The sequence below is a fragment of the Chryseolinea serpens genome, from assembly GCF_900129725.1.
Lineage (GTDB): Bacteria > Bacteroidota > Bacteroidia > Cytophagales > Cyclobacteriaceae > Chryseolinea > Chryseolinea serpens.
In genome coordinates this window covers 828,334-853,416 of the sequence record NZ_FQWQ01000002.1, presented here as the reverse complement: position 1 = coordinate 853,416, position 25,083 = coordinate 828,334, and the positions used below count along the sequence as shown (strand labels likewise).

The window sequence follows — 25,083 nt, the reverse complement described above, 5'->3', positions numbered from 1 at the left end:
TATTTTCAGAATTTCGGGGGTCTTTTTAAATTTGTACCCCCGCCACCAAAAACCTTCATAAACAGCCCGTTATTGGGCAGAATCCCTGAAAGGAGATGGTAGGAGAGTTCTCAAAAAACTGGGATCGGCTTGCATTTCAGATAATAGCGATTTACCTTTGTGTCCCTTTTTGAAGGGGGTAGTGTATTTAATTTAGTTTATATCAATAAAAATGGATCATAATAGCTATAAAACAGCCTACGCAACCAAAGCCACAGTAGAAAAAGGCTGGGTCGTGGTTGATGCAAACGGTCAGGTTCTCGGTCGCGTAGCGAGCCAGATTGCCCACATCATTCGTGGAAAGCACAAAGCCAGCTACAGCCCGCACGTAGATTGCGGTGACAATGTTATCGTTATCAACGCCGAGAAAGTAAGAATGACCGGCAAGAAATGGACCGACCGCGTCCTGTTCACGCACTCGGGCTATCCCGGTGGACAACGTGAGCATACGCCCACAATGATCCGTTCCAAGCACCCTGAGCGCCTCATCGAACATGCCGTTCGCGGTATGCTTCCGAAGAACAGACTGGGCAGCGAGCTTTACAGAAGCCTCCACGTTTACGCCGGAGCAGAGCACCCTCACACAGCGCAACAACCAAAAGAAATAAAGTTCTGATACATGCAGATTGTTAACACCATCGGTAGAAGAAAGACCTCCATTGCACGGGTTTATGTAAAGCCAGGCAAAGGAGATATCAAAATAAACGACCGCGAGCTGAAGGAATATTTCCTTTCCGAAATTCACCAGACCCTGGTGAAACAAGCTTTGGCAGCATTGAAACTGGAGGCCAGCTACGATGTTACTGTGAATGTAGAAGGCGGTGGCATAACAGGACAGGCCGAAGCCGTGCGCTTAGGCATTGCGCGGGCGCTGGTAGTGATCAGCCCCGAAAACAAACCTACCCTCCGCAAGGAAGGCTTCATGACCCGCGACTCCCGTATGGTAGAACGCAAGAAGCCGGGTAGAAGAAAAGCAAGAAGGAAATTCCAGTTTAGCAAGCGTTAATCGATTAAAGAGAATGGCTGAAAAATTAACATATCAGGAACTGTTGGATGCAGGTGTACACTTTGGTCACCTTACCCGCAAGTGGAACCCGAAGATGTCGGAATACATCTTCATGGAAAACAACGGCATCCACATCATCGACCTGAACAAAACCCTGGCGCGCCTCGATGAGGCAACGTTCGCCCTGAGAAACATCGTTCGCTCCGGTCGCAAGATCATGTTCGTGGCAACGAAGAAACAGGCGAAAGACATCGTGACGGAAGAAGCAAAACGCCTCAACATGCCGTTCGTGACCGAACGCTGGTTGGGTGGTATGCTCACCAACTTCGCCACGATCCGCAAGTCGCTGAAGAAACTTTCTTCGATCGAGAAACTCATGAAAGACGAAGCGTTTACCAACCTGGCAAAACGCGAACGCCTCATGATCACCCGCGAAAAAGCAAAGCTTGAAAAACTGTTGGGCGGTATCGCCGACCTGAACAGACTGCCTGCAGCGCTTTTTGTGATCGACGTAAAACGCGAACACATCGCTGTGACCGAAGCTCAAAAGTTGAACATCCCCGTGTTTGCACTGGTGGATACCAACTCCGATCCTTCCGGCGTGGATTTCCCGATCCCGGCCAACGACGACGCTTTCAAATCGATCTCGATCCTCACCAAACACGTTGGTAAGGTGATCGAAGAATCGCTGCAGGAGCGCAAGAAAGACAAGGAAGATGCTGCGCACAAGAAAGACGAGGATGAAAAAAGACGCGTTGACGAAGCAGTAGAAGAAGCAAAATAATTTCCATTACGATATTAAGCTTTTGGTCGTCCTGCCGCTTTGCAACACAGAAGCTGGTAGGACGATTTGTTTAAAGCCGATCCCATATTCAACCACTCGTAAATCAAAAAATAATTATGTCAGCAATTTCAGCACAAGATGTAAACAAGCTTCGCCAAATGACCGGCGCCGGCATGATGGATTGTAAAAAAGCCCTCACCGAAGCCGACGGCGATTTTGAAAAAGCTATTGAAATCCTGAGAAAGAAAGGACAGAAAGTTTCTGCTTCCCGTTCTGATAGAGACGCCAAAGAAGGTTCGGTATTCATTAAAGTGAGCAACGACAACAAAGAAGCCGTGCTCATCGCCCTGAATTGCGAAACCGACTTCGTTGGTAAAAACGAAGAGTTCCAATCCCTCGGCAAACTGATCGCCGAAACCGCTTTCGCCAACAAGCCCGCCGATAAGGAAGCTTTGTTGACCCTGAAGGCTGGCGACCTCACCATCAACGACAAGATCGTTGAGCTGGTGGGCAAGATCGGCGAGAAGATCGAAGTGAGCGAGTATGTTCACATGAAAGGCGAAGCCATCGTTCCCTATATCCACGCCGGTTCCAAACTGGGCGTGCTCGTTTCGCTGAAAGGCGTGAACGGCAAGGACGTGACCGAAGCCGGCAAAGACGTGGGCATGCAGATCGCCGCCATGAACCCGGTGGGCATCGACGAGAAGTCGGTAGACACCAGCATCATCGAAAAAGAACTGGAGATCGCCAAGGCACAGATCCTCGCCGAAGGCAAGCCCGCCAACATGGTGGACAAGATCGCACAAGGCAAGCTGCAGAAGTTCTTCAAGGACAACACCCTGCTGCACCAGATCTTTGTGAAAGACAATTCCAAAACGGTAGCCCAATACCTCGACAGCGTGACGAAGGGATTGACGGTAGCCGAATTCAAGCGCATAGCCATCGGATAATTTTCCGCTGTTAATCGATAGAGCAAAAGCCAGGTGATGAACCTGGCTTTTCTTTTTGCTGTTAATCTTTTTGAACGCCCATACGTTATTTCACCATGCTACGATCCATCAACCCATTTGATCAATCTGTCGTTGGAGAATTTCAGCCCATGGATGCCTCCACGGTTCAAAAAAAACTTGACACGGCTGGCAAAGCTTATCAAAGCTGGAAGCGCACCACCTTTATCGAGCGCGCAACGCTCATGCAGAAGGCCGCCGTCCTGCTGCGAGCAAACAAAGAAGAATATGCCCGCACCATCACGCTGGAGATGGGCAAAGTGATCGGTGAGGCCCGCGCCGAAATCGAAAAAAGCGCCGGTGCCTGCGAGTTCTTCGCGAACAACGCCGAGAAATTCCTCGCCGATCAGATCATCGCCACCGACGCCCGCCGAAGCCTGGTGTCGCACCACCCAACGGGTGCCATACTGGCCGTGATGCCCTGGAATTTTCCCTTCTGGCAAGTCATCCGGTTTGCCGCCCCCGCGCTGATGGCAGGGAACGTAGGCTTGCTGAAACATGCGTCGACCGTTTCGAAATGTTCATTGCTGCTGGAGAAGGTGTTTCGCGAAGCGGGTTTTCCCGACGGTGTATTTCAGTCGCTGTTGATCGACAACAAGGTCATCGAAAGCGTCCTGGAGTCCGATGTCGTTCAAGGTGTGGCGTTGACGGGAAGCGAGTTTGCGGGCTCGCAAGTGGCGGCGATTGCCGGAAAACATATTAAGCGAACCGTGCTTGAGCTGGGAGGCAGCGATCCTTTTATTGTATTGGCCGATGCCGACCTGGAGAAGACGGCAAAGATCGCCACGCAGTCGCGGATGCAAAATGCGGGGCAATCGTGTATCAGTGCCAAGCGGTTCATTGTCGTGGAGCAGGTGAAGGAAGAGTTCCTGAGCCGCTTCGCGGAAAACATTAAAGCCTTGCGTCAGGGCGATCCTTTTGATGGCAACATTTCCATGGGACCTGTGGCGCGGGTGGACCTGGCGGAGTCGCTGGAGAAGCAATTGAACGCATCGGTGAAACTGGGCGCCCGGTTGGTGACCGGCGGGCAACGCCAGCAGGCGAACGTCCAGCCTATATTATTGGATAATGTGAAACCCGGCATCCCGGCGTTTGATGAAGAGACCTTTGGGCCACTGGCGGCGGTGATCACGGCGCGCACGGAAGAGGAGGCGGTGCAATTGGCGAATGCCAGCCGGTATGGGTTGGGCGCTTCCATCTGGACGAAGGATATTGAGCGCGGCGAGCGTTTGGCGCGGGAGGTCGAGTCGGGGTCGGTGTTTATTAACGCGTTGATGAAATCCGATCAGCGGTTGCCATTTGGGGGGATTAAGAAGTCCGGTTATGGAAGGGAGCTTTCGGAGGCGGGGATCAAGGAATTTGTGAATGTGAAGACGATTTCCATCGCCTGAAAAAATCATTTTGAACCGCCCTCCTTCGCTAAAGCTCCCGTCTTCGCTAAAGCTACGACGGGCAAGTCGGCGAGTAGGGAAGGCGGTTCTGCATTTTTTTTATTCAGCATAGGGGTAATTCCAAACTTGGTTGTCCTAACGAGGAAACCAAATGAACCCCCTTATGCAGAAGTACATCAAAACGCTCTCGGTCTCACTATGTCTCCTCGTTGCCGCGCTCGCCGGCTGCGACCACACGGAAGATCCCGGCCCTCTGCAGGACTCCACGGAAACCTACTCTCTGGTTGACTTCGACCGCCTGGAAATGGGCAGTGCCTTCAATATTCGCGTGGAGCAAGCCAACACCTTTAGCATCGAAATCCGTGGCGACCGCCGCAACCTGAACGATCTCGACGTTTTTAAAAGCGGCAGCACCCTCATCATCAAATTCGATGACAACGCCAACCGCCGTCACGACACCTACATCACCATCACGATGCCCAAGCTAAAAGAAGTGAACTTCTCCGGCGCCACCGAATCCCGCATCATCGGCTTCGAGAGCGACGAGGATCTGAGCATTTATCTTTCGGGCGCGTCGGTATCGCAACTGGACGCAGGCTATCGCAAAGTTAACCTCGTGCTGTCCGGCGCCTCCAGCCTGCATCTTTTTGGGTTGGGCGATGAGTTGAAAGCGGAGGTGTCGGGCGCATCGATTTTGAGCGCTTTCGACTATCCGGTGGGCAAAGCAGATATTAATGTGTCGGGCGCCAGTAGCGGAAAGGTTACGGTTTCGGATGAGCTCAACGTCGTTGCGGGCGGTGCCAGTTCGATTTTGTATCGTGGAAATCCTTCGGTAAACTCCAATGTATCGGGCGCCAGCAGCGTTCAAAAAGACTGATAAAAAGCAACACAACCCGTAAATGAAAGGGCCGTCTTGGGATGGTCTTTTTCTTTTTTATAGAATTTTGAATCGTGGGCGTCACGGTTCGTGCCCCAAGGGATATGAACTTATCTGAAATTGTTCGGGCGAAATCCCAACCTTTCACCGGTCTTTAACGTAAGCCCTAGCAAGCGCAATCATTACGCCTATGAACAGCCTCGCTTTCTCCATGACGGATATGGTCCGTCCCCTTCTCTAAAAAGCCACATTACCGGGGGCTCTCTTCCTTTTTTATTTTTTTTCTCAATCTATTAAAGTCATTTCATGTCATTTTCTATAAAAGTCAATTCCTTTTTTCGACTTTTTAAACAAGCGATAAGAGGAGATCAACAGGATTATACCGTCTTAAGCATCGACAAGGCCATTCTTCTTTTAGCCATTCCGATGGTGTTGGAGATGGCCATGGAGTCGCTGTTTGCTGTGGTCGATGCTTTCTTTGTCGGTCAGTTGCACGATAACAGTGCCATTGCCACCATCGGCTTAACCGAGTCTTTACTCAGCTTGATTTATTCTCTGGCGATGGGCCTGGGCATCGGCGCCACGGCCATGGTCGCGCGCCGTGTGGGCGAGAAAGATATTGAAGCCGCAAAAGAAGCCGGCGCTCAGGCGGTTTTGCTTGGGATAATCTTGTCGCTCGCGATCAGTGTTGTCGGGATCTTGTTTTCGGAAGACTTACTGCGCCTCATGGGGGGCAGTGAATTGCTTATCGAAAAAAACTCTGGCTATACACGGTGGATGATCACCGGAAACATGTCGATCATGTTGCTATTCCTGATCAATGGTGTTTTTCGCGGCGCAGGCGATGCCTCTATCGCGATGAGATCGCTGATCCTGGCAAACCTGGTGAACATGATCCTCGATCCGATTTTCATCTTTGGGTTGGGGCCCATCCCGGCGTTCGGTGTGGAGGGCGCGGCGATTGCGACGACCACGGGCCGGAGCATCGGCGTGCTCTATCAATTGTATCATTTGGTGCGGGGCAAGGGGATCATCATGCTTCACGCAAAACACCTGGTGGCCCAATGGCATATTGTTTGGCGCCTCATTGTGATATCGTCCGGAAGCACGGGCCAGTTTCTGATCGGGTCGGGCAGTTGGATCTTTTTGAATCGCATCATGTCCAGCTTTGGAGAAGCTGCTTTGGGAGGCTATACATTTGCCATTCGGGTGATCGTGTTCGCGATCCTGCCCGCGTGGGGAATGGCCAATGCGGCGGCAACCCTGGTGGGACAAAATTTGGGTGCGGGTCATCCTGATCGCGCGGAGCAATCGGCATGGAGAGCGGCCTTTTTGAATATGATTTTCCTGGGAATCGTTACCGTCGTGTTCTTTCTGCTGGCCCGGCCGATCATTGGGTTGTTCTCGATAGACCCTGCCGCGATCGAACAGGGTGCGGAGTGTTTGCAAATCGTTTCCCTGGGCTACGTCTTCTATGCGTTTAGCATGGTGATCAACCAGTCGTTCAATGGGGCCGGCGATACGCGCACGCCGACGATGATCAGCTTTGTGGGTTTCTGGCTTTTTCAAATTCCATTGGCCTATTTGCTGGCGGAGACCTTCCAGGTGGGTACGAGAGGCGTGTATGCTGCCATCGCCATTGCCGAATCGCTCATGGCGATTGCCGGCATCATCATTTTCCGACAGGGAAAATGGAAGTTGGCGAAAGTATAGAAGGTATGCGTAATAGATCGTTGCGCCTGTACAGGGCGCAACGATTTTTTTTTTAGGGACGTGATTATTTCGGATCTTCCTTTTTCTTGAAGGCTGCTTTGAAAGCATTGCCCAATTCGTCGCCGGCTTTTTTCAGGCTGGCCTCCACTTCGCGCCAGCGCTCTTTGTTTTCGGCATCGTTGCGGAATTTTTCGGCCGACACTTTCAGCTCTTCGTATTTCAAATGGAATTCTTTTTGCAGTCGGTCTCCCGCTTCATTGAGTTCGACCATAAAATCGTCTATTTTTTTGCCGAAATTATTAAAGGTCTTTTCGTTTTTGCCTTGATCGTTCGTTTCCATTACACCTTGTTTTTTTTACAATTTACTAAAGCGAGCTGTCAAAAACATGGGGTATGCAGGTACAAACATCGATTTTTCCATCCCAGGCCAGCCGCCAGGCAGTGTGCGGAAACACGCCGTTGGGGGCTGGATTTTGGCCGAGTGGTCAAAATAAAGTGTCGGAGAGAAAGGTTTGTGGCATCATTTGCCCTATTTTTGGTCCAAACAAAAGCAACACTGTGAAGAGAATTATTCGTTTTTCCCTCCTGATGGTGCTGGTGCTTCTGGTGGAAGCCTGCTCGTCGTCGCATCATGCCAAAAAGCATAAAAAGCTGAAACCTGGAAAACCGATCCCTTGTCCTCAAAAGGATTGCTGATGAACCTTCGTAAAATCGTCATCGCCATCGACGGATATTCGGCTTGCGGAAAGAGCAGTACGGCAAAAGAGGTCTCCAATATTCTCGGCTATCGCTACATCGACACGGGCGCCATGTATCGCGCCGTCACGCTCTATTTTCTGGATCACCATGTGGCCATGACCAACCCCAAGGAGGTGGCCCGCGCGCTACAGGATATTCATATCACCTTTAAGATCAGTTCAAAAAACAAATCGGAGACCTACCTCAACGGTCTCAACGTTGAGAAGCCCATCCGCACCATGCGCGTATCGGAAATGGTGAGCCCCGTGAGCACCATCAAAGAAGTGCGTCTGGCCATGGTAGAGCAACAACGGCGCTTGGGAAAAGAGCGCGGCGTGGTCATGGACGGTCGCGACATCGGCACCGTGGTGTTTCCCCAGGCCGAGCTGAAGGTTTTCATGACGGCCGATCTGTTGACGCGCGCCTTCCGGAGACAACGTGAACTGCTGGAGAAAAACCAGATGGTGGATCTCGACGATGTGGTGGACAATATTTTGCAACGCGACAAGATCGATACCACCCGCAAGGAAAGCCCGCTCCGGCAAGCCGAAGACGCGCTCGTCCTCGATACCACACACGTCACCCTCGAAGAACAAGTGGACGAAGTGGTGCGCCTGGCGCTGGCCAAGATGATCGTGTTGCACTGACCGGTGGATTTTTGAAGGAGTAGGAGAGTAGTGTAAACGTAACCCCCATGGATAGTACTTTCAGGCGTTTTATTCGTTACTTTTTTAGCGGTACGCTTTTTATCGTACCCCTTGTTGCTACGGCCTATTTCATATACTTCTCGTTTCAAAGTCTGGACAAACTGTTGAATCTTCCGTATCCGGGATTGGGATTCCTTATCATCATTGTTACGATCACAGGCTTCGGATACCTGACCACTAATTTTGCATTCAAGACTTTTGCCGATTGGTTCGATCATGGAATGAACAGAATCCCGTTGGTGAAGCTGATCTACTCGGCCGTAAAAGATTTGTTGGGCGCGTTCGTGGGCGACAAAAAGAAATTCAACAAACCCGTGCTGGTGCGCATCAACAAGGATAATAATTTATACCAGATCGGATTCATCACCCAACCCGACCTGACGGAACTGGGGTTGACCGATATGGTGGTGGTTTACTTTCCGCATTCCTATGCCTTTTCGGGCTTTCACTATTTTGTTTCGAAAGAGAATATCAAGCCCTTGAATATTTCCGGGCCTACGGCGATGAAGTTTATTGTGTCGGGTGGAGTGAGTGGATTCAGAGAATCCTAAATCCATGCGAGGGTGATAAACAACGCACAAACGGGCATGAAGCAGAACTGGAACGTCGAATAATTATAGCGTCGTATCAGGAGTATACCGAACGTAATGCCTAAAAGGAATAGCGGTTTCATCAGGCCGAAGGAATAAAAGGTGTCCGGCAGCGAGAGGGTGATCATTTTTTGACCGTCTTTGTATGAGATGGTCCGGGGTATTTTGAAGACGGTCGTTTCGAGGATGAAGAGCGATTGGGGCTCATCAGCGTTGTAATGATATCCGTAGTAAAGGCTGCAGGGCACCCGGATCGTAAAGTGCATCGTCTTTATCATACAGGCAGTGTACCTGTGTCTGCCGCCACCGCGCTGCTCCGACCACTCGCGGATGGACCACTCCTCGTTCATCCGACCCGGTAAGAAGTAGTCGAGCGTCAGCGTGATGGCAAAGGCCAGGATCACAAAATTTACGACCCGCATGATCCGGAAAATGCCCCTTCGCCAGGCCTCATTGGCGCGATGGGCTTTTTCTTTTTCGAGTTGTTTTTTTTGAATGTATTCTCTCCGGTAAACTTCGGCCGGGTCTTCTTCTTCCACTACATATTCAACCGCAGTCTGTTCAGGTGATGACCCGTAAAGTTGCTGATCGTATTGTGCCCGCAGCACGGGGTCGGAAAGTACGGCATAGGCCGCTTTCAGTTGTGCCATAATTTGGGGCGAGTCTTCGGCGGGTTGAGACAAATGTTCATTGACCCGGCGCGCATATGCCGCGTTAACATCGTCGGCTGTAGCCAAGCCGGAAAGACCAAGGATCTCGTAGTGCGTCAACTGAATTTACCAGGGTCTAAAATAGTACCGGGGGACGGATAATCCAAAATGACAAGATTAACCGTGAGCTGAAAATTGGAACATCAGGATGATAAAGAAAAGCAGTTGTCCGAAATTTAACGCCGTTATCTGAGGTGAGTATTTGCGATGGAGTGCGACCATCGCGGAACATATAAAAAGCGGCCAGACCAGGTACGGATTTTTAGGAGTTCCCACCGGGGAAAATTCCTGCCGCCCATGGCCATCGTCGACCACAACACCTTTGAGCCGATGTAGGAGGGGTGACGTTTTGAACATCATCGGCACCTCCGGATCGCCGTCGTAGTCATAGCGGATGTGCATATGCTCCGGCACTTCAAAGGTAGAGGTTGACGTTCGTAGAAATGTCAAGGTGTCTCCCCCAGTGACGCGTACTTGCCAACCTGCGACCACCATGTGGCGTTCGCTGATGGTTGGCGAATAGCGGTCGAGTAAAAGAAAAAAGCTCAGGGCAAGCAGCGGGAAGCTTAACGTCCGCGCCACCACGAAATGGATATGCCGAAAGTCCTTTTTCTTTTCTTCGCTCCGACGCGCCTCCCATTTCGCCTCTTTTTGTTTTCGTCGCACATATTCACGCCGATAGACCTCACGCGGATCTTCTTCGTAGACGGGTTCGGAAAACGCCTGATAAAACCTATTGTCATATTGGGATCTTTTTATGGGATCGGACAATACCTCATAAGCTTCGTTGAGTTGGGCTGTTATTTCCCTCGCCTGTTCGGAGGGATTTCTGTCGGGATGATATTTTTTAACCAGGGTGCGATACGCCAGTTTGATCTCCCGGTCGGAGGCCCTTGCAGAGACATTCAGGATCTGATAATAATCCAACGGATATACGGATTAGCCCCAAAACAGAAAAAGGGAATGACAAAGTTGAACTATGAGATCACACCCGAACCTACCAACTCCTCACCCTCATACCACGCCGCAAATTGCCCCGGCGTAATGCTCTTCTGAGGCTTCTCGAACGTAATGTAAAGTCCTTCCTCTCTTTTATGCAGCGTGCACCCCATCAACGGCTGACGATAACGGATGCGCGTGAGATAATCTTTTGATTCACCCACCGCTAAAGCAAGGTCTTTACGGACCCAATGCTCGTCGCTGTTGGGGATAAACAATGCCTTGCGATAAAGCCCTGGATGATCTTCGCCCATACCGGTATAGATCACATTCTTTTCAGTGTCCGTACCAATCACAAACAACGGCTTTTCAAATCCGCCGAGGTTAAGTCCTTTGCGCTGGCCGATGGTGTAGTAGTGCGCTCCTTTATGTTCGCCGATCACTTCACCTTGTTCGGGGGCCAATTCATAGTGCGCGGAAAGTGCGCGGAGATCATCGGCGGCATAACCATTTTTGAAAACGGATGCCGCTGCATCGATCTCGATCACTTTGCCCGTTTTGGGTTGGAGGCGTTGTTGCAGAAAATCCGGCAAGTGAACTTTGCCCACAAAGCAAAGTCCTTGTGAATCTTTTTTATCGGCCGTCACCAAATCAATCTTCTTGGCGATGGCGCGCACTTCCGGCTTCAATAATTCACCAATAGGGAAGAGGGCCTTTGACAATTGTTCTTGCGTGAGTTGGCAAAGAAAATAGCTTTGATCTTTGTTGGGATCCTTGCCGCTCAGCAACCGGTACACGGTCTTGCCGTCCTTCTCAAATGAGTCTTTGCGCGCATAGTGACCGGTTGCCACATATTCGGCGCCCAGTTTTAAAGCGGCCTGCAGGAAAATATCAAACTTGATCTCGCGGTTGCACAGCACGTCAGGATTGGGTGTGCGGCCGGCTTGGTATTCGGCGAACATGTAGTCGACGATGCGCTCTTTATATTCCTTGCTGAGATCGATGGCCTGGAAAGGAATGCCTAAATGTTGAGCCACGATCATGGCGTCGTTGCTGTCGTCCAGCCAGGGGCATTCGTTGCTGATGGTCACGGTGTCGTCGTGCCAGTTCTTCATGAACATGCCGATCACCTCGTATCCCTGTTCTTTCAACAGATACGCGGTGACACTGGAGTCCACTCCTCCCGACAAACCAACAACAACCCTTTTCTTCATATCACTATAAAATTACAAAACTATGGCGTAATGCTAGAAGTGGCATCCTCCCGTAAAAGTTCATTTACGGTTTCGTTAAAATGCTGTACGAATTGTTCGTAATAAAGTCCTGTGCCCGGTCCGGAAAACCCGGTGTGGATTTTCTTCACTTTGCCGTCTTTGCCAATGAAGATGGTGGTAGGGAACGCTACCACGGCATTCAACATCGGGAGGGTTTCCGAGGCAAGGGCTTTGTCGTTTGTGCCGCCGATCACAAAGTCGTAGGTCACATCCAGTTTCTCTGCCATTTTCTTCACGCGGCTGCTGGCATATTCAAAATCGGGTTTGCGTTCGTAGGCCATGCCGATGATCTCCACGCCCCGCTTTTGATTTTCTTTATACCATGGTGCCAGGAATTTTGTTTCGTCCATACAATTGGGGCACCACGTTCCAAAAAGCTGGAGGATGACCACTTTGTTTTTGTACTTGTCGTCGGTGAGGCTCACTTTTTTGCCGGTCACGTCCGGGAAGGTGAACGCTACGGTTTCGTAGCCTTCTTTCAGGAAGGTGAGTTTGTCGGCGTCGGGTAGCGCAGCGTTGTCATTTTTCTGGCCCACCCAAAACTCCATCCAGGTCTTGCCGGAATAGTATTCGCCCATCAGTTTGCCATCGGGTGTTTTGATGGCAGTGAAAATATAGGCGTGGTTGCCATCGAACGTGCTCAGTTGCAACATGCCGTTGGCGACGTTGCCCTGCAGGTAACGATAGTCGCCCGTGGGCGTGAGGAATGTGCCGGTTACGCTATCGCCGATTTGTTTGAAGATGCCTACGGCTACCGTGGTGTCGGCTTCATGTACGAAGTTTACGGCATACTTGCCGCTGAAGTCGGGAATGCTGTCCTGTGTCAGACCTTTTTCAAAGCGATAGGTTTGTCCGTATACCGCCAGGAAGGGAAGGTTATAATCTTTCTCGTAGTTCTTGATAAATTCACCCTGGAGTGTATCGCCTTTGATACGCGCTTTGATGTCGGCGTCGAATACGTGGAGGACGATGTCGACCGAGTCGCCGGTCACCGTCACTTCGTCCAGGAGCAGGCGTTCTTCGGCGTTGCGCAGGTAGACGTCATAGCCGTCGGCTTTGTCTTTTTCAATATCGATATTGAAGGGCAGGGGCTGGCCTTGGATCTCGATGGTGGCGCGCCAGGTGCCGGTCTTTAATACTTGCTGCGTTTCTTTTTTTGCGAGGCATCCCGCCAGGCTGACAAGGGTAAGAGCAGCAATAACAATTCGCTTCATTTTCACTGTTTTGTAATGGCCAAAACACAAAAATGCGAGAAATGATTTACAATTTGGGCGGAAGTAAGGATTTTGCCTTTAATCGTCTCTTTCAAACGATATAGATACATGTTTGAGCACCTGAGAATATTGGAATTGGCCACCGTATTGGCGGGCCCCAGCGTAGGCCAGTTTTTTGCCGAGCTTGGCGCTGAAGTGATCAAGGTCGAAAACCCCGCATCGGGTGGCGACGTGACCCGCACCTGGAAGGCCGCCGGCGAACAAACCGACGACCGCTCGGCCTATTTCTGCGCGGTGAACTTTGGCAAAAAGTCCGTGGCCCTAAAGCTCGACACCGACGAAGGTCGCCGGATCGTCCATGCCCTGGTCCGCCAATCCGAGATCGTCATTGCCAGCTACAAACCCGGCGACGCCGCCCGGCTTGGGGTGGACTATGACACGCTCAGAACACTCCAACCCAACCTGATCTACGGCCAGATCACCGGCTATGGCTCACACGACGCCCGCGTGGGCTATGACGCTGTGATCCAGGCAGAGTCGGGTTTTATGTATATGAACGGGGCGCCCGGTGGCGAATCGTTGAAGATGCCCGTGGCGCTGATCGATGTGCTGGCCGGGCATCATTTAAAGGAAGGCATTTTAGTGGCCATGCTGCGGCAGCAAAAGACAGGTGGCAGCCAATTCGTGGAGGTGTCGCTCATCCAGGCGGCCGTGGCTTCCCTGGTAAACCAGGCCACCAACTGGCTGGTTGCCGGCCAGGTGCCGGAGAAAAAGGGGTCGGCGCACCCCAACATTGCGCCGTATGGCGATGTGTTCAAAACGGCCGATAACGTCGAATTCCTGTTGTCGGTGGGCAACGATCGCCAGTTTTCGGACCTCTGCGCGGTGCTGGGGATCCCGGAAACGGCAACCGACCAGCACTTTGTGACCAACCCAGCCCGGGTGGCCAACCGGCCGCAGCTCAACACCGTGCTTCGGGAAAAGATTGGCCAGCAGTCATCGGCCAACCTTGTCCAGGCCCTTCGCGACCGCAAGATCCCGGGCGGGCGCATCAGCACAGTGCAAAATGTATTCGAAACTCCGGAGGCACAAGAAATGATTCTCCGTTCGATCGATCGCCAGGGCGTGAAGACCTATGCGGCACAGCCGATGTCTGAAAAATCCGGTCGCCTTCTCCCACCGCCACATTTGGGAGAACATACGGTTGAGATCCTGGCAAAATTGGGTGTGCATTAAACGTAAATAAAAATCTTCCTGCATGAAGCTCATAAAACGCGTATTGATCGGTTTGGTAATTCTTGTGATCCTTCTCGTGGCCGGAGTTTATCTCTACATGAGAACCACGGCACCCGACTACACAAGCACCCTGAAGGTCGCTGGTCTGAAATCCGAAGTGGAGGTGTTGTTCGATGATTATGGTGTCCCGCACATCTATGCACAAAATGAGGAAGACGCCTACTTCGCATTGGGCTACGTGCACGCACAAGACCGACTCTTCCAAATGGAAATGCTTCGCCGGGCTGCAGCCGGAAGGTTGTCGGAAGTGTTAGGCCCGGAGTTGCTGAAAGTAGACAAGTTGTTCCGTACGCTGAGCCTTAACCAGTTTGCCAAACAACATGCGCAGAAATTCTTATCGTCCGACACCGCTGCGTTTCAACGCGCGGCATTGGCGTATCAAAAAGGAATCAATCACTACATCAAAACGGGGAAGACGCCTCTTGAATTCACCCTCATCGGCATTCCGAAAACGGAGTTCACCCCGGAAGACATTTATCTCGCCGTAGGCTTCATGTCGTTTGGTTTTGCCGAGGGATTGCGTGCCGACCCGGTGCTGCAAAAAATCAGGACCGAACGGGGAGACGAATACCTGAAAGATTTTGCTGTTCAGAATCCAGCCGATGCGGTCTTGATAAAAAATTTCGCAGGTCCGGCCAAAACGCATGGGCGCGATTCGTTGATCTCGTTCCTGAACGAAAGTCTTGAACAAATTCCCGTGGCCATGTGGCAAGGCAGCAATGGGTGGGCCGTGTCTGCTGAAAAATCAAAATCGGGGTTTCCTATTTTAGCCAACGACACCCACATCGGCTTTGGGCAACCGGCCGTGTGGTACGAAGCCCACATCGAATACCCGGGCTTCCGGCTTTATGGTCACCATCTGGCCGGTGTCCCCTTTGGCTTGCTGGGCAACAACGACTTTTGCGCCTGGGGACTCACCATGTTTGAAAACGATGACGCCGACTTTTTCACGGAAACGCTGAATCCACAAAATGCAAACCAGGTGAAATTCAAAGATGCCTGGGAGGACATGGACGTGCGAAAGGAGATCATCAAAGTGAAAGGCCAGCCCGACGAGATATTGGAAGTGAAAACCACGCGGCATGGCCCGGTCTTCAACAGCCAGCTCACCGAAAACAAAACCGATGATCCCGTGGCGTTGTGGTGGCTTTTGCTGCACGAAGACAATGAAGCGCTGCAGGCTGCCTATCAGCTCGATCACGCACAGACCTTCGCGGATGCCCGAAAAGCCGCATCGATGTTTTCGGCACCGGGTCTCAACCTGATGTATGCCGATCGCGACAAGAACATTGCCTGGTGGGCAGTGGCGAAGTTACCCATCCGTGCCAAACATGTGGCGTCGAAATTTTTCCTCGACGGCAGCAGCGGCAACGATGAGTATTTGGGCTTTTATGATTTTTCAAAAAATCCGCAAGCTATAAACCCACCGTGGGGCTATGTGTATTCGGCCAACAATCAACCCGACAGCGTCGAGGGTGTGTTGTACCCGGGGTACTATTATCCAAAAGGAAGATCGGGCAGGGTCAAAGCGTTGCTGGAGCAACAACCCACCTGGGAGCCCGCCGATTTCAAAAAAATAAATCTTGACCATGTGTCGATCATGCACCCTGAAGTGGCCAGAGAAATGGCTGCGGTCCTCAAGCAATCATTGAACCCGGCATTTGAACCCCTCATCAGCGCATTGAACGGATGGGACGGCAGCCATAAAGCCACGGACATAGCGCCCTCGGTCTATTACAACATGCTTTCGCAGATCTATTTTCTGGCCATGAAAGACGAATTAGGTGACACGGCATTGCGATCGATATTGGCTACTTCGGTTACCAAAAATTCGTACTACATCCTGATCTCTCACGATGGGTCGGCCTGGTGGGACAACGTGGATACAAAAGACAAAAAAGAAACACGCCAGGACATTTTTGCCCAGGCGGCACAGAACACCATCGCCTTGTTGACCCAGACCAGTGGATCCGACCCCGCGGGATGGACCTGGGGAAAAATTCATTCCCTCAAACACAACCACCCGCTGGGAAAGGTGAAATTGCTCGATCCCCTTTTCAGCGTGGGGCCGTTTGAAGTGGAGGGTGGCATGGAGGTGATCAACAACCTGCATTTTTATTTGGACACCACCGGCTTTTTTCCCGTCACCGGGGGGCCGGCGCTTCGCAAGATCACCGATCTGTCCGACGTCGGATCGGGCGAAACGGTGTCGCCGACCGGCAATTCGGGCAACGTGATGAGCCCTTTTTATGCCGATCAGGCCGAAATGTTTGCCACCGGCAAATTCCGCCAGATGCTTATGGATCGAAAGGAGATCGAGACCCGATCGAAAGGCAAAATGGTGATGAAGCCTTAAATCCTGAAAAGTCCTCCCACTTTCTCCCACCGCCTCGCCAGGGAGAACATACGGTTGAAATCCCGTCAAAACCGGGCGTGAAGCAGGTTTAATCCAGGATTAACCTTCCCACAACGTCCATTTCACTCCAATTTCGAACGTCTAAAAGTGCCTTTTGTGGGCATTTTATGTCTGATTATGCCAAAAAGTGAAAAAAGGTGGCGTAAAGTGGTTGAAAGTGGTATAAAATTACATATGTTTGCTTAGGAGAAAAAGACAACCACTACGTCTATGACCTTCTTCACCAGTGAATTTGAGAGTAAACTCGATACCAAAGGCAGGCTTGTACTGCCTTCGCGGATCAAGGCTCAGCTCCCCGAAGGGGGTGGCAATGAGCTGGTCGTGCGCCGTGGTTTCGAGCCCTGCCTCATTATTTACCCCATGGTGGAGTTCAAGAAGGTCTTCTCGAAAATCTCAGGCTTGAGTGAGTTCAACGAGGAATACCGAAAACTCCAGCGGAATTTCTTTTCGGGGACCGCTACCGTCGAGTTGGATGCCAACGGCCGGTTTGTGATCCCGAAAAACATGCTCACCTACGCCCAGCTCGACAAGGATGTGATCCTCATCGGGATGGGTAACAAAGTCGAGGTTTGGAATCCTTCCATCTACGAGAAGCATTTGATCCAGGATCCGGGTGAGTTGTCTAAGCTGGCTGAAAAGTATTTGAATGAATAGCGGGTGCATCACCGGTTATCAGGATAAAATACGAGTCGCGTGTGAGAGAAAAGTGTCTGCTGGCTGTAACGGCCCGGGGTCGCTTTGGGAAAGATTATTATGGTGAAAACGAAAGCGTGACAGGATCCTTGAAATGTTGAGAAGGAAGAAAGAAATAGTGATCAATCCCTTATCGCCAAATTAAAGAGACGATGAAAGAGAAGATCACACCCAACGAAGGAAGCTATCACCGCCCCGTGATGCTGAAAGAGTGCATCGAGGCGTTGCAGATAGACCCGGAGGGAATTTATGTGGATGTGACCTTTGGCGGCGGTGGCCACAGCATGAAAATCCTGGAGCAGCTGAAAGGTGGACGATTGATCGCCTTCGACCAGGACGAAGATGCCCGGCAGCAGGCCGACCAGATCAAGAGCCGTTCTTTTACATTTTGTCTAACCAACTTCATGTACATGAAGCGGTATCTGAAACTGAATGGTGTCACGCAAGTGAACGGCATTCTGGCCGACCTGGGCATCTCATCGCACCAGATCGACTCGCCGGCGCGGGGATTTTCCACGCGCTTTGACGGACCGCTCGACATGCGCATGGATCAGACGCAGTCGCAGACGGCCGCCGATGTGCTGAACGACTACAGCGAAGACCAGCTCCACAAGCTCTTCGGCATGTATGGCGAGTTGAAGAATGCCAAGACGGCCGCGCGCATGGTGGCGCAGCAACGGGTGAACAAACCCTTTGCGCGCACGGAAGATTTGAAAGCAGCCCTCCAGTCCATCGCCCCGCGGGGAAAGGAGAATAAATATTTCGCCCAGGTGTTTCAGGCGTTACGCATCGAAGTGAATACGGAGATGAAAGCTCTTGAAGATTTTTTGCACCAATGTGGCGAAGTGATGGCGCCGGGCGGCCGGCTGGTGGTGATGTCGTATCACTCGCTGGAAGACCGGATGGTGAAGAACTATATGATCAAAGGGAAAGTGTTTGGCGAAGTGGAGAAGGATTTTTATGGGAACGAGATCAAGCCTTTTCAAACCGTGGGGCGAAAGCCGGTAGAAGCCACGGAAGAGGAGATTGCCGGGAACAGCCGGGCGCGGAGTGCAAAGTTGAGAATAGCAGAAAAGATTTGAACAATATCACGGTAAAGGTGTATGATAGAAAATAAGTTCAAGATCAGAACGGAACCTTCCAAGCGGAACAGCAGCACACAGCCGTCGGCTACGGCCAGCACCGGCAGCAGCATGTTTTCGGGTCTCGAAAAGCGGTTGAAGCTGGAGAGCTATTTCGAAGAGGGCTTCCCCGTTCAATATCTCCCGAAGATCCTGTTCATTATGGCGTTGGGATTGATCTATATCAGCAATACACACTATGCCGAGAAAACGGTGCGGCACATCAACAGCATACAAGCGGAGGTGGAAGACCTTCGCGCGGACTACACGACCTTGAAGGCCGACCTCATGTTTGCCAGCAAGCAATCGGAAGTCGCCCGCAAAGTGCAGCCCCTGGGATTGAAAGAAAGTTTGACACCACCCTATAAGATCGAAGTAGAAGAAGGTGAATATTAAGAAGTCCATATTATTAAGAGTACGGGTCGCATTCCTGTTTGTGGTGCTGTTTGCCATCGCTGTGGTGGTGAAGACAGGCCACATTCAATTTGTGCAGGGCGAGAAGTGGGCCGCCATGGGCGAACGGATTTCTTTTGACTATAAACGCGTAAAGGCCACCCGTGGCAATATCTATTCCGACAACGGAAGCTTGTTGGCCACGTCGCTGCCCTTCTACAAGATCGCCTTCGACGCCACACTGCCGAAGGATGAAGTGTTTGCCAAAGGATTGGATTCTCTGGCCTATCACCTGGCGCGCTTTTTTGGCGATAAGTCGAAGACCGATTATAAGCGCATGCTGAACGACGCACGCGCCACGGGGAAACAATATGTGATCTTAAGCCGCAAGCACATCGATTACCAGGAAAAGAAGGAGATGATGCGCTGGCCCATTTTCCGCGAAGGACGTTTGAGAGGCGGCGCCATCTTTGAAAAGATCGACGTGCGCTATCGCCCGTTCTCCACCCTCAGCGGCCGTACCATTGGCTACATCAACGAAAACGATAAAGGGGTCGGGTTGGAGTACAGCTTCAACCAGCAATTGGGTGGCCAGGATGGTTATGCTTACTATCAAAAAATTGCCGGGGGCATTTGGAAACCGGTGTTCGATGCCAACAATGTGAAAGCTGTAGATGGTCTCGACCTGCAAACCACGCTGGACGTGAACTTGCAGGACGTAGCCGAGACCGCCTTGCAAAAAGCCATGCGCGAACACAATGCCGACGATGGTCTGGTCGCGGTGATGGAGGTGGAGACGGGCAACATAAAGGCCATCTCCAACCTGAGCAGCGACGGCAATGGAAACTTTTTAGAGCGATTCAATTTTGTGACCGGCCAATTGTTTGAGCCGGGCTCGACGTTTAAACTGGTGACGATGATCGCCTTGCTGGAAGACAGCCCGGTGGAACTTACCGATAGCATCGACACCGGAAATGGTGAAGCCACTTTCTATAATAAGACCGTGCGCGATCACGAAGACAATGGTTTGGGAAAAGTTTCGGTGCAAGTGGCCTTCGAGCATTCTTCCAACGTGGCCATGGCCAAGTTGGTGGATAAACATTTTGGATTGCGTCCACAGAAGTTTGTGGATTATGTAGATAAGCTCAAGTTGTCACAGCCCCTCGGCGTGCAGATCGCCGGCGAGCCCACCCCCAAGATCAAACGCCCCGGACAAAAAGGATGGAGCGGTATCAGTCTTCCCTGGATGGCTTATGGTTATGGTTTTGAGATCACTCCATTGCATACGCTGGCGTTGTATAACGCCGTGGCCAATGGCGGTAAGATGATCAAGCCGGTGTTTGTGAAATCCGTCCGCAGAGCCGACGAGGAGGAAGAGTCTTTCGATACAGAAGTGCTCAACAAAAAGATCTGCTCCGACAAGACGCTGGATAAGTTGCAGACTTTGCTGGAAGGGGTGGTGGAAAGAGGAACCGCATCGAACATAAAAGGAACGCACTATCGCATTGCCGGAAAAACCGGAACCGCTCAGATCCTCGACCATGGCCGCTACACGAAAAAGTATATTACCTCTTTCGTGGGTTACTTCCCCGCACATGCGCCGAAGTATAGCGCTATCGTCCTGATCAAAAATCCGCGGGGCTGGTATCAATACGGAAGCAGCGTGGCGGCGCCGGTGTTTAAGGAAATAGCCGACAACATCTACGCCCGCGATTTGAAACTTCACCAGCCCATGGATGTGAAGAAATTCAAAAAGCAAGACGTGCTCCCCGTGATCCGTGCAGGCAACCAACAGGAGCTCACCATGCTGTGCAATGCCCTGGGTGTGTCGAACCATTCGCTGACAGAAGAGGAATGGGTGCGTTCGTCGCGCGTTGGGAGTGGCGTGGATTGGAAGAAGAATATCGTAGGAAAAAATGTGGTGCCCGACGTGATGGGAATGACCTTCCGCGACGCGATCTACTTGCTGGAGAGCTCGGGGTTGAAAGTTTTTTATGAAGGCAAGGGTCGTGTAAAAGAACAATCCCTGGCGCCGGGAGGACGTGTGAGTCATGGCAGCCGGGTATTTATAAAATTAGGATAACAAAAGTATTGCTATAGAAAAAAGATAACACGTGCGCGAACTGAAAGACATATTGTATAAAGTATCCCTCACCTCCAGCTATGGCAACATGAGCGGCGAGGTGAAGGGTATTTGCTTTGACTCGCGCAAGGTGCAGGCAGGTTTTTTATTTATCGCCGTGAGAGGCACGCAGTCCGACGGTCACGCGTATATCGCGAAGGCCATCGACCTGGGCGCTTCCGCCATTGTTTGCGAACAACTGCCGGATAGCATCAACGAGAAGATCACCTACGTCACCGTGAAGAACAGTGCGCAGGCGTTGGGGATTATTGCCTCGAACTACTATGGCAATCCCAGTGAGAAAGTGAAGCTCACCGGTGTGACGGGCACAAACGGCAAGACCACGGTGGCCACGCTGTTGTACAAACTGTTTACGGCGCTGGGACATCCTTCCGGGTTGCTGTCGACAGTGGAGAATAAGGTTGTGAAGGAGGTGGTGCCGTCCACGCATACAACGCCGGATCCTATCCAGTTGAATGAATTGCTGGAGCGCATGGTGAAGGCCGGGTGCACACACGTGTTCATGGAAGTGAGCTCGCACGCGGTGGACCAGGAGCGCATTGCCGGGTTGAAATTTGCGGGAGCGTTGTTTACGAACATCACGCATGACCACCTCGACTATCACAAGACGTTCGAGAACTATATCAAGGCCAAGAAAAAATATTTCGACGACTTAAGCAGCGATGCTTTTGCGTTGGTAAACGCCGACGACAAGCGTGGCATGGTGATGCTGCAAAACACAAAGGCTTCGAAGTATTCCTTTGGATTGAAGAAGATGACGGACTTTAAAGGAAAGATCATCACCAATTCGATCGAAGGGCTGGAGCTGGAGATCGGCGGCAAGAACGTTTGGTTTAGGCTGATCGGTGACTTCAACGCCTACAACTTGCTGGCCGTGTATGGCGCAGCCGTTTTGCTGGGAGAAGAATCCGACGAGGTATTGACAAAGCTGTCGTCGTTGGAAGGCGCTGTGGGCCGCTTTGAGTTGGTGATGCCGGGATCGAAAGTGACCGCCATCGTAGACTATGCACACACTCCGGATGCATTGAAGAACGTGTTGGAGACCATCGCGCAATTCAGGACCGGCGCCGAACAAGTGATCACCGTAGTGGGTTGTGGCGGGAACCGCGACAAGACGAAACGACCACTGATGGCATCGATCGCCTGCCGCCTCAGCGACAAGGTGGTGCTCACCTCGGACAATCCCCGCGACGAAGACGCCATGGAGATCATTCGCGAGATGCAGGCCGGTGTGATGCCCACGGAGGTGCGCAAAACATTGGTGATGGCCGATCGCGAAGAAGCGATCAAGACAGCGTGTATGATGGCCAAGGAACACGACATCATCCTCATCGCGGGCAAGGGACATGAGACGTACCAGGAAATAAAAGGCATAAAATATCCATTCGACGACCGCGAGGTGGTGGAGCGGATGCTGAAACTTTTTGAGAATTAAGGAATGCTGTACTACTTATTCAACTATCTCGATTCACTAGACGTACCCGGAGCCGGTGTATTCCAATACATCTCGTTCCGTGCGGGTATGGCAGCTTTCCTGTCGTTGCTGATCACGATCACGTTTGGCAAGAACCTGATCCATGCCCTGCGCAAGAAACAGGTGGGCGAAGATATTCGCGACCTCGGCCTGGAAGGACAAATGCAAAAGAAGGGTACCCCCACCATGGGCGGGATCATCATCATTGCGGCGATCCTCATTCCTACGCTGTTGTTTGCCAAGTTGGATAACGTGTATGTGGCGCTGCTGATCATCACCACCTGCTGGTTGGGGCTGATCGGATTTTTGGATGACTATATTAAAGTATTCCGCAAGAATAAAGAAGGACTGGCCGGTCGGTTCAAGATCGTGGGTCAGGTGGGCATTGGATTGATCGTCGGGTTCACGCTTTACTTCAACGACAATGTTGTGGTACGCGAGGTGAGTGCATCAACGCGATCCAGTGTACAGGTACAGGATGCGGACGAATCACTTGAAAGCCCCGCAGGCTATCAGGACGTGAAGTCGACGACAACGACCGTGCCGTTTGTGAAGAACAATGAGATGGACTATAGCAAGATCATTCCCTTCTTGCCGGCCGAATATACGTGGATCATTTACGTGTTGGTGGTTATTCTCATCATCACCGCGGTTTCGAATGCAGCGAACATCACCGACGGCATTGACGGTCTTGCAGCAGGGACCTCGGGTATTATAGGGCTGACGTTGGCGATCCTTGCGTATCTCTCGGGGCGTATTGACTTTGCGAGCTACCTCAACATCATGTATATCCCGAACCTCGCGGAGCTGGTAATTTTTTGTACGGCGTTCGTGGGCGCGTGCCTGGGCTTCCTCTGGTACAATGCTTACCCGGCACAGGTTTTCATGGGTGACACGGGAAGTTTGACCTTGGGTGGGATCATTGCCGTGCTGGCCTTGGCGGTGAGAAAGGAATTGTTGATCCCGGTGTTGTGTGGAATATTCTTTGTTGAAATACTCTCCGTGATGCTGCAGGTGTCGTATTTCAAATACACGAAGAAGAAATATGGTGAAGGACGGAGAATATTTTTGATGTCGCCGTTGCATCACCACTATCAAAAGAAAAACATTCACGAAGCCAAGATCGTTGCGCGGTTTTGGATCGCGGGCATATTACTGGCCATACTGGCCTTGGCAACTTTGAAACTGAGATGAGCGAACGCATTGTCATATTGGGAGGAGGCGAAAGCGGAACGGGAGCAGCACTGCTCGCGAAGGCGCAGGGCTTTGATGTTTTTGTTTCGGACATGGGGCCTATCAAAGATAAATACAAGGCCGAGCTGGAGCAGGAGAACATCGCCTACGAAACGGGCGTGCACACCGAAGCAAAGATCCTCAACGCTGCGTATATCATCAAGAGTCCCGGCATTCCCGACAAAGCGCCGGTGATAAAAGCTGCGAAGGCCGCGGGGATTCCGGTGATCGACGAGATTGAATTTGCTTTTCAGTATACAGACGCTAAGATCATTGCCATCACTGGAACGAACGGTAAAACCACCACAACCCTGCTCACCTATCACCTGATGAAAGAAGCCGGCGTTAACGTGGGTCTTGCTGGCAATGTGGGCAAGAGCATGGCGCGCCAGGTGGCCACCGAGTCGTTTGACTGGTACGTGCTCGAAATGAGCAGCTTCCAATTGGATGGCACAAAAACATTTGACCCGGAGATTGCTGTGTTGCTCAACATCACACCCGATCACCTGGATCGCTATGAGTACACCTTGCAGAATTATATCGATTCCAAATTCCAGATCGTTCGCAAGATGAAAGCTTCACAGCATTTCATTTACTATGCCGACGATGCTGTGATTGCTGCAGAGTTGAAGAAGCGTTCGATCGTTCCCCAGCAAACGCCGGTGTCGTTAAAGCGCGACGCGGCCGTGCCGGTATATGCCGATGGGCCGACGATGCATTTCAAACTTAAGGATGCATTCCAGGTCGCGCAGTCGGACACCACCTTGAAGGGGCCTCATAACCTTATCAATACGATGGCTGCAGTGTCGTCGGTGTACCTGGCGGGTGTTGGTTTAGAGAGTATCCGCAAGGGCCTGAAGACGTTCAAAAATGCACCACATCGTTTGGAGAGCGTGGCTGTTATTCGCGGCGTAGAGTTTGTGAACGATTCCAAAGCGACCAATGTCGACTCCGTGGTCTATGGCCTGGGCAGCTATGAAAAGCCACTCATCTGGATCGCCGGTGGAGTAGACAAAGGCAACGACTATTCCCTGATCGAAGAACAAGTAAAGAAGAAAGTAAAAGTGCTGATCTGCCTGGGGAAAGACAACGAGAAGTTGAAACAATTTTTTGGCAAAACAGTAAAGCGCATAGAAGAAACGCAAAGTGTGACGGAGCTGGTGCATAAAGCACTGGCCATGGCAGAAGCCGGCGATGTCGTATTGTTGTCGCCCGCTTGTGCAAGCTTCGATCTCTTCAAGAACTATGAAGACCGGGGAGATCAGTTCAGACAAGCGGTATTGGATTTGAAGAAAGAAACGGAAGGCATAAGCGCCTAAAATATA

At 51.4% G+C, this 25,083-nt stretch carries 24 protein-coding genes; 19 read left to right on the top strand and 5 right to left on the bottom strand.

Annotated features, from left to right (window positions below):
- The first annotated feature begins 211 nt into the window (after positions 1–211).
- The 7 genes from rplM (at position 212) to BUB30_RS17445 (ending at position 6,817) form a co-directional block, all read left to right on the top strand.
- Positions 212–655 (top strand): 50S ribosomal protein L13, encoded by a 444-nt coding sequence (gene rplM / locus BUB30_RS17475; RefSeq protein WP_073136413.1) that lies wholly within the window; start codon positions 212–214, stop codon positions 653–655.
- A gap of 3 nt (positions 656–658) precedes the next feature.
- Positions 659–1,045 carry a 30S ribosomal protein S9 gene (gene rpsI, locus BUB30_RS17470; RefSeq protein WP_073136412.1) on the top strand — a complete coding sequence of 129 codons (387 nt, stop codon included), beginning with the start codon at positions 659–661 and terminating at the stop codon, positions 1,043–1,045.
- Positions 1,046–1,058: 13 nt separating this feature from the next.
- Positions 1,059–1,829: a 30S ribosomal protein S2 gene (gene rpsB, locus BUB30_RS17465; RefSeq protein ID WP_073136409.1), complete on the top strand. Its 771-nt coding sequence runs from the start codon at positions 1,059–1,061 to the stop codon at positions 1,827–1,829.
- 116 nt (positions 1,830–1,945) lie between these two features.
- Positions 1,946–2,779, top strand: coding sequence for a translation elongation factor Ts (tsf, locus tag BUB30_RS17460; RefSeq protein ID WP_073136407.1), 834 nt, complete (start codon positions 1,946–1,948; stop codon positions 2,777–2,779).
- Positions 2,780–2,874: 95 nt separating this feature from the next.
- A complete protein-coding gene (locus tag BUB30_RS17455; protein WP_073136405.1) occupies positions 2,875–4,227 on the top strand; it encodes an NAD-dependent succinate-semialdehyde dehydrogenase in 1,353 nt (450 codons plus the stop codon).
- A 163-nt stretch (positions 4,228–4,390) separates the two neighbouring features.
- On the top strand, positions 4,391–5,104 hold the full coding sequence (locus BUB30_RS17450) for a head GIN domain-containing protein (RefSeq protein ID WP_221408735.1): 714 nt from the start codon (positions 4,391–4,393) through the stop codon (positions 5,102–5,104).
- Between the two features lie 306 nt (positions 5,105–5,410).
- The gene (locus BUB30_RS17445) at positions 5,411–6,817 is read left to right on the top strand and encodes an MATE family efflux transporter (RefSeq protein WP_073136402.1); all 1,407 of its coding nucleotides are present in this window, start codon (positions 5,411–5,413) and stop codon (positions 6,815–6,817) included.
- Positions 6,818–6,881: 64 nt separating this feature from the next.
- Here BUB30_RS17445 and BUB30_RS17440 read toward each other — a convergent pair whose 3' ends face one another.
- Positions 6,882–7,157, bottom strand: coding sequence for a hypothetical protein (locus BUB30_RS17440; protein WP_073136400.1), 276 nt, complete (start codon positions 7,155–7,157; stop codon positions 6,882–6,884).
- A 218-nt stretch (positions 7,158–7,375) separates the two neighbouring features.
- Between BUB30_RS17440 and BUB30_RS35195 the strand changes: the two genes are divergently transcribed.
- From BUB30_RS35195 to BUB30_RS17425, 3 genes are read left to right on the top strand one after another with little or no spacing between them, the layout of a single operon-like run.
- Positions 7,376–7,513 carry a hypothetical protein gene (locus BUB30_RS35195; protein WP_160143468.1) on the top strand — a complete coding sequence of 46 codons (138 nt, stop codon included), beginning with the start codon at positions 7,376–7,378 and terminating at the stop codon, positions 7,511–7,513.
- Positions 7,513–8,202, top strand: coding sequence for a (d)CMP kinase (cmk, locus tag BUB30_RS17430; RefSeq protein ID WP_073136396.1), 690 nt, complete (start codon positions 7,513–7,515; stop codon positions 8,200–8,202). The genes BUB30_RS35195 and cmk overlap by 1 nt, the downstream gene beginning before the upstream one ends.
- 47 nt (positions 8,203–8,249) lie before the next feature.
- The gene (locus BUB30_RS17425) at positions 8,250–8,813 is read left to right on the top strand and encodes a DUF502 domain-containing protein (protein ID WP_073136394.1); all 564 of its coding nucleotides are present in this window, start codon (positions 8,250–8,252) and stop codon (positions 8,811–8,813) included.
- Here the strand turns inward: BUB30_RS17425 and BUB30_RS17420 are convergent.
- From BUB30_RS17420 to BUB30_RS17405, 4 genes are read right to left on the bottom strand one after another with little or no spacing between them, the layout of a single operon-like run.
- Positions 8,810–9,622, bottom strand: a complete 813-nt coding sequence (locus tag BUB30_RS17420) for a J domain-containing protein (RefSeq protein WP_073136393.1) — start codon at positions 9,620–9,622, stop codon at positions 8,810–8,812. The genes BUB30_RS17425 and BUB30_RS17420 overlap by 4 nt on opposite strands.
- 57 nt (positions 9,623–9,679) lie before the next feature.
- A complete protein-coding gene (locus BUB30_RS17415; RefSeq protein ID WP_073136391.1) occupies positions 9,680–10,489 on the bottom strand; it encodes a J domain-containing protein in 810 nt (269 codons plus the stop codon).
- Between the two features lie 50 nt (positions 10,490–10,539).
- Positions 10,540–11,715, bottom strand: coding sequence for a tRNA 2-thiouridine(34) synthase MnmA (mnmA, locus tag BUB30_RS17410; RefSeq protein ID WP_073136389.1), 1,176 nt, complete (start codon positions 11,713–11,715; stop codon positions 10,540–10,542).
- Positions 11,716–11,735: 20 nt separating this feature from the next.
- Positions 11,736–12,989: a peroxiredoxin family protein gene (locus BUB30_RS17405; protein ID WP_073136387.1), complete on the bottom strand. Its 1,254-nt coding sequence runs from the start codon at positions 12,987–12,989 to the stop codon at positions 11,736–11,738.
- Positions 12,990–13,097: 108 nt separating this feature from the next.
- On the opposite strand from BUB30_RS17405, the gene BUB30_RS17400 reads away from it, so the two are divergent.
- From BUB30_RS17400 to murD, 9 genes are all read left to right on the top strand, one after another.
- Complete coding sequence (locus tag BUB30_RS17400) at positions 13,098–14,225, top strand: CaiB/BaiF CoA transferase family protein (RefSeq protein ID WP_073136385.1); 1,128 nt, start codon at positions 13,098–13,100, stop codon at positions 14,223–14,225.
- 22 nt (positions 14,226–14,247) lie between these two features.
- Complete coding sequence (locus BUB30_RS17395; RefSeq protein ID WP_073136383.1) at positions 14,248–16,641, top strand: penicillin acylase family protein; 2,394 nt, start codon at positions 14,248–14,250, stop codon at positions 16,639–16,641.
- Positions 16,642–16,911: 270 nt separating this feature from the next.
- The gene (gene mraZ, locus BUB30_RS17390) at positions 16,912–17,355 is read left to right on the top strand and encodes a division/cell wall cluster transcriptional repressor MraZ (protein ID WP_073136381.1); all 444 of its coding nucleotides are present in this window, start codon (positions 16,912–16,914) and stop codon (positions 17,353–17,355) included.
- A 191-nt stretch (positions 17,356–17,546) separates the two neighbouring features.
- Entirely contained in the window at positions 17,547–18,476 is a 930-nt protein-coding gene (rsmH, locus tag BUB30_RS17385; RefSeq protein ID WP_073136380.1) for a 16S rRNA (cytosine(1402)-N(4))-methyltransferase RsmH, read from the top strand.
- A gap of 21 nt (positions 18,477–18,497) precedes the next feature.
- Positions 18,498–18,911 carry an FtsL-like putative cell division protein gene (locus BUB30_RS17380; protein WP_073136378.1) on the top strand — a complete coding sequence of 138 codons (414 nt, stop codon included), beginning with the start codon at positions 18,498–18,500 and terminating at the stop codon, positions 18,909–18,911.
- Entirely contained in the window at positions 18,901–20,991 is a 2,091-nt protein-coding gene (locus tag BUB30_RS17375; protein ID WP_073136377.1) for a penicillin-binding protein, read from the top strand. Before BUB30_RS17380 ends, BUB30_RS17375 begins: the two co-directional genes overlap by 11 nt.
- A gap of 31 nt (positions 20,992–21,022) precedes the next feature.
- A complete protein-coding gene (locus tag BUB30_RS17370) occupies positions 21,023–22,486 on the top strand; it encodes a UDP-N-acetylmuramoyl-L-alanyl-D-glutamate--2,6-diaminopimelate ligase (RefSeq protein WP_073136375.1) in 1,464 nt (487 codons plus the stop codon).
- A 3-nt stretch (positions 22,487–22,489) separates the two neighbouring features.
- Entirely contained in the window at positions 22,490–23,719 is a 1,230-nt protein-coding gene (gene mraY / locus BUB30_RS17365) for a phospho-N-acetylmuramoyl-pentapeptide-transferase (RefSeq protein WP_073136372.1), read from the top strand.
- Positions 23,716–25,077, top strand: a complete 1,362-nt coding sequence (gene murD / locus BUB30_RS17360) for a UDP-N-acetylmuramoyl-L-alanine--D-glutamate ligase (RefSeq protein ID WP_073136370.1) — start codon at positions 23,716–23,718, stop codon at positions 25,075–25,077. Before mraY ends, murD begins: the two co-directional genes overlap by 4 nt.
- The last annotated feature ends 6 nt before the right edge of the window (positions 25,078–25,083 follow it).

Bases quoted from the DNA above. Each gene is read 5' to 3' on its own strand.
- BUB30_RS17380 (WP_073136378.1), top strand. From the start codon at position 18,498: ATGATAGAAAATAAGTTCAAGATCAGAACGGAACCTTCCAAGCGGAAC.
- murD (WP_073136370.1), top strand. From the start codon at position 23,716: ATGAGCGAACGCATTGTCATATTGGGAGGAGGCGAAAGCGGAACGGGA.
- BUB30_RS17400 (WP_073136385.1), top strand. From the start codon at position 13,098: ATGTTTGAGCACCTGAGAATATTGGAATTGGCCACCGTATTGGCGGGC.
- BUB30_RS17445 (WP_073136402.1), top strand. From the start codon at position 5,411: ATGTCATTTTCTATAAAAGTCAATTCCTTTTTTCGACTTTTTAAACAA.
- BUB30_RS17455 (WP_073136405.1), top strand. From the start codon at position 2,875: ATGCTACGATCCATCAACCCATTTGATCAATCTGTCGTTGGAGAATTT.
- BUB30_RS17405 (WP_073136387.1), bottom strand. From the start codon at position 12,989: ATGAAGCGAATTGTTATTGCTGCTCTTACCCTTGTCAGCCTGGCGGGA.
- mraY (WP_073136372.1), top strand. From the start codon at position 22,490: ATGCTGTACTACTTATTCAACTATCTCGATTCACTAGACGTACCCGGA.
- BUB30_RS17425 (WP_073136394.1), top strand. From the start codon at position 8,250: ATGGATAGTACTTTCAGGCGTTTTATTCGTTACTTTTTTAGCGGTACG.
- mnmA (WP_073136389.1), bottom strand. From the start codon at position 11,715: ATGAAGAAAAGGGTTGTTGTTGGTTTGTCGGGAGGAGTGGACTCCAGT.
- rplM (WP_073136413.1), top strand. From the start codon at position 212: ATGGATCATAATAGCTATAAAACAGCCTACGCAACCAAAGCCACAGTA.
- cmk (WP_073136396.1), top strand. From the start codon at position 7,513: ATGAACCTTCGTAAAATCGTCATCGCCATCGACGGATATTCGGCTTGC.
- rsmH (WP_073136380.1), top strand. From the start codon at position 17,547: ATGAAAGAGAAGATCACACCCAACGAAGGAAGCTATCACCGCCCCGTG.
- tsf (WP_073136407.1), top strand. From the start codon at position 1,946: ATGTCAGCAATTTCAGCACAAGATGTAAACAAGCTTCGCCAAATGACC.
- BUB30_RS17395 (WP_073136383.1), top strand. From the start codon at position 14,248: ATGAAGCTCATAAAACGCGTATTGATCGGTTTGGTAATTCTTGTGATC.
- BUB30_RS17450 (WP_221408735.1), top strand. From the start codon at position 4,391: ATGCAGAAGTACATCAAAACGCTCTCGGTCTCACTATGTCTCCTCGTT.
- rpsB (WP_073136409.1), top strand. From the start codon at position 1,059: ATGGCTGAAAAATTAACATATCAGGAACTGTTGGATGCAGGTGTACAC.
- rpsI (WP_073136412.1), top strand. From the start codon at position 659: ATGCAGATTGTTAACACCATCGGTAGAAGAAAGACCTCCATTGCACGG.
- BUB30_RS17440 (WP_073136400.1), bottom strand. From the start codon at position 7,157: ATGGAAACGAACGATCAAGGCAAAAACGAAAAGACCTTTAATAATTTC.
- mraZ (WP_073136381.1), top strand. From the start codon at position 16,912: ATGACCTTCTTCACCAGTGAATTTGAGAGTAAACTCGATACCAAAGGC.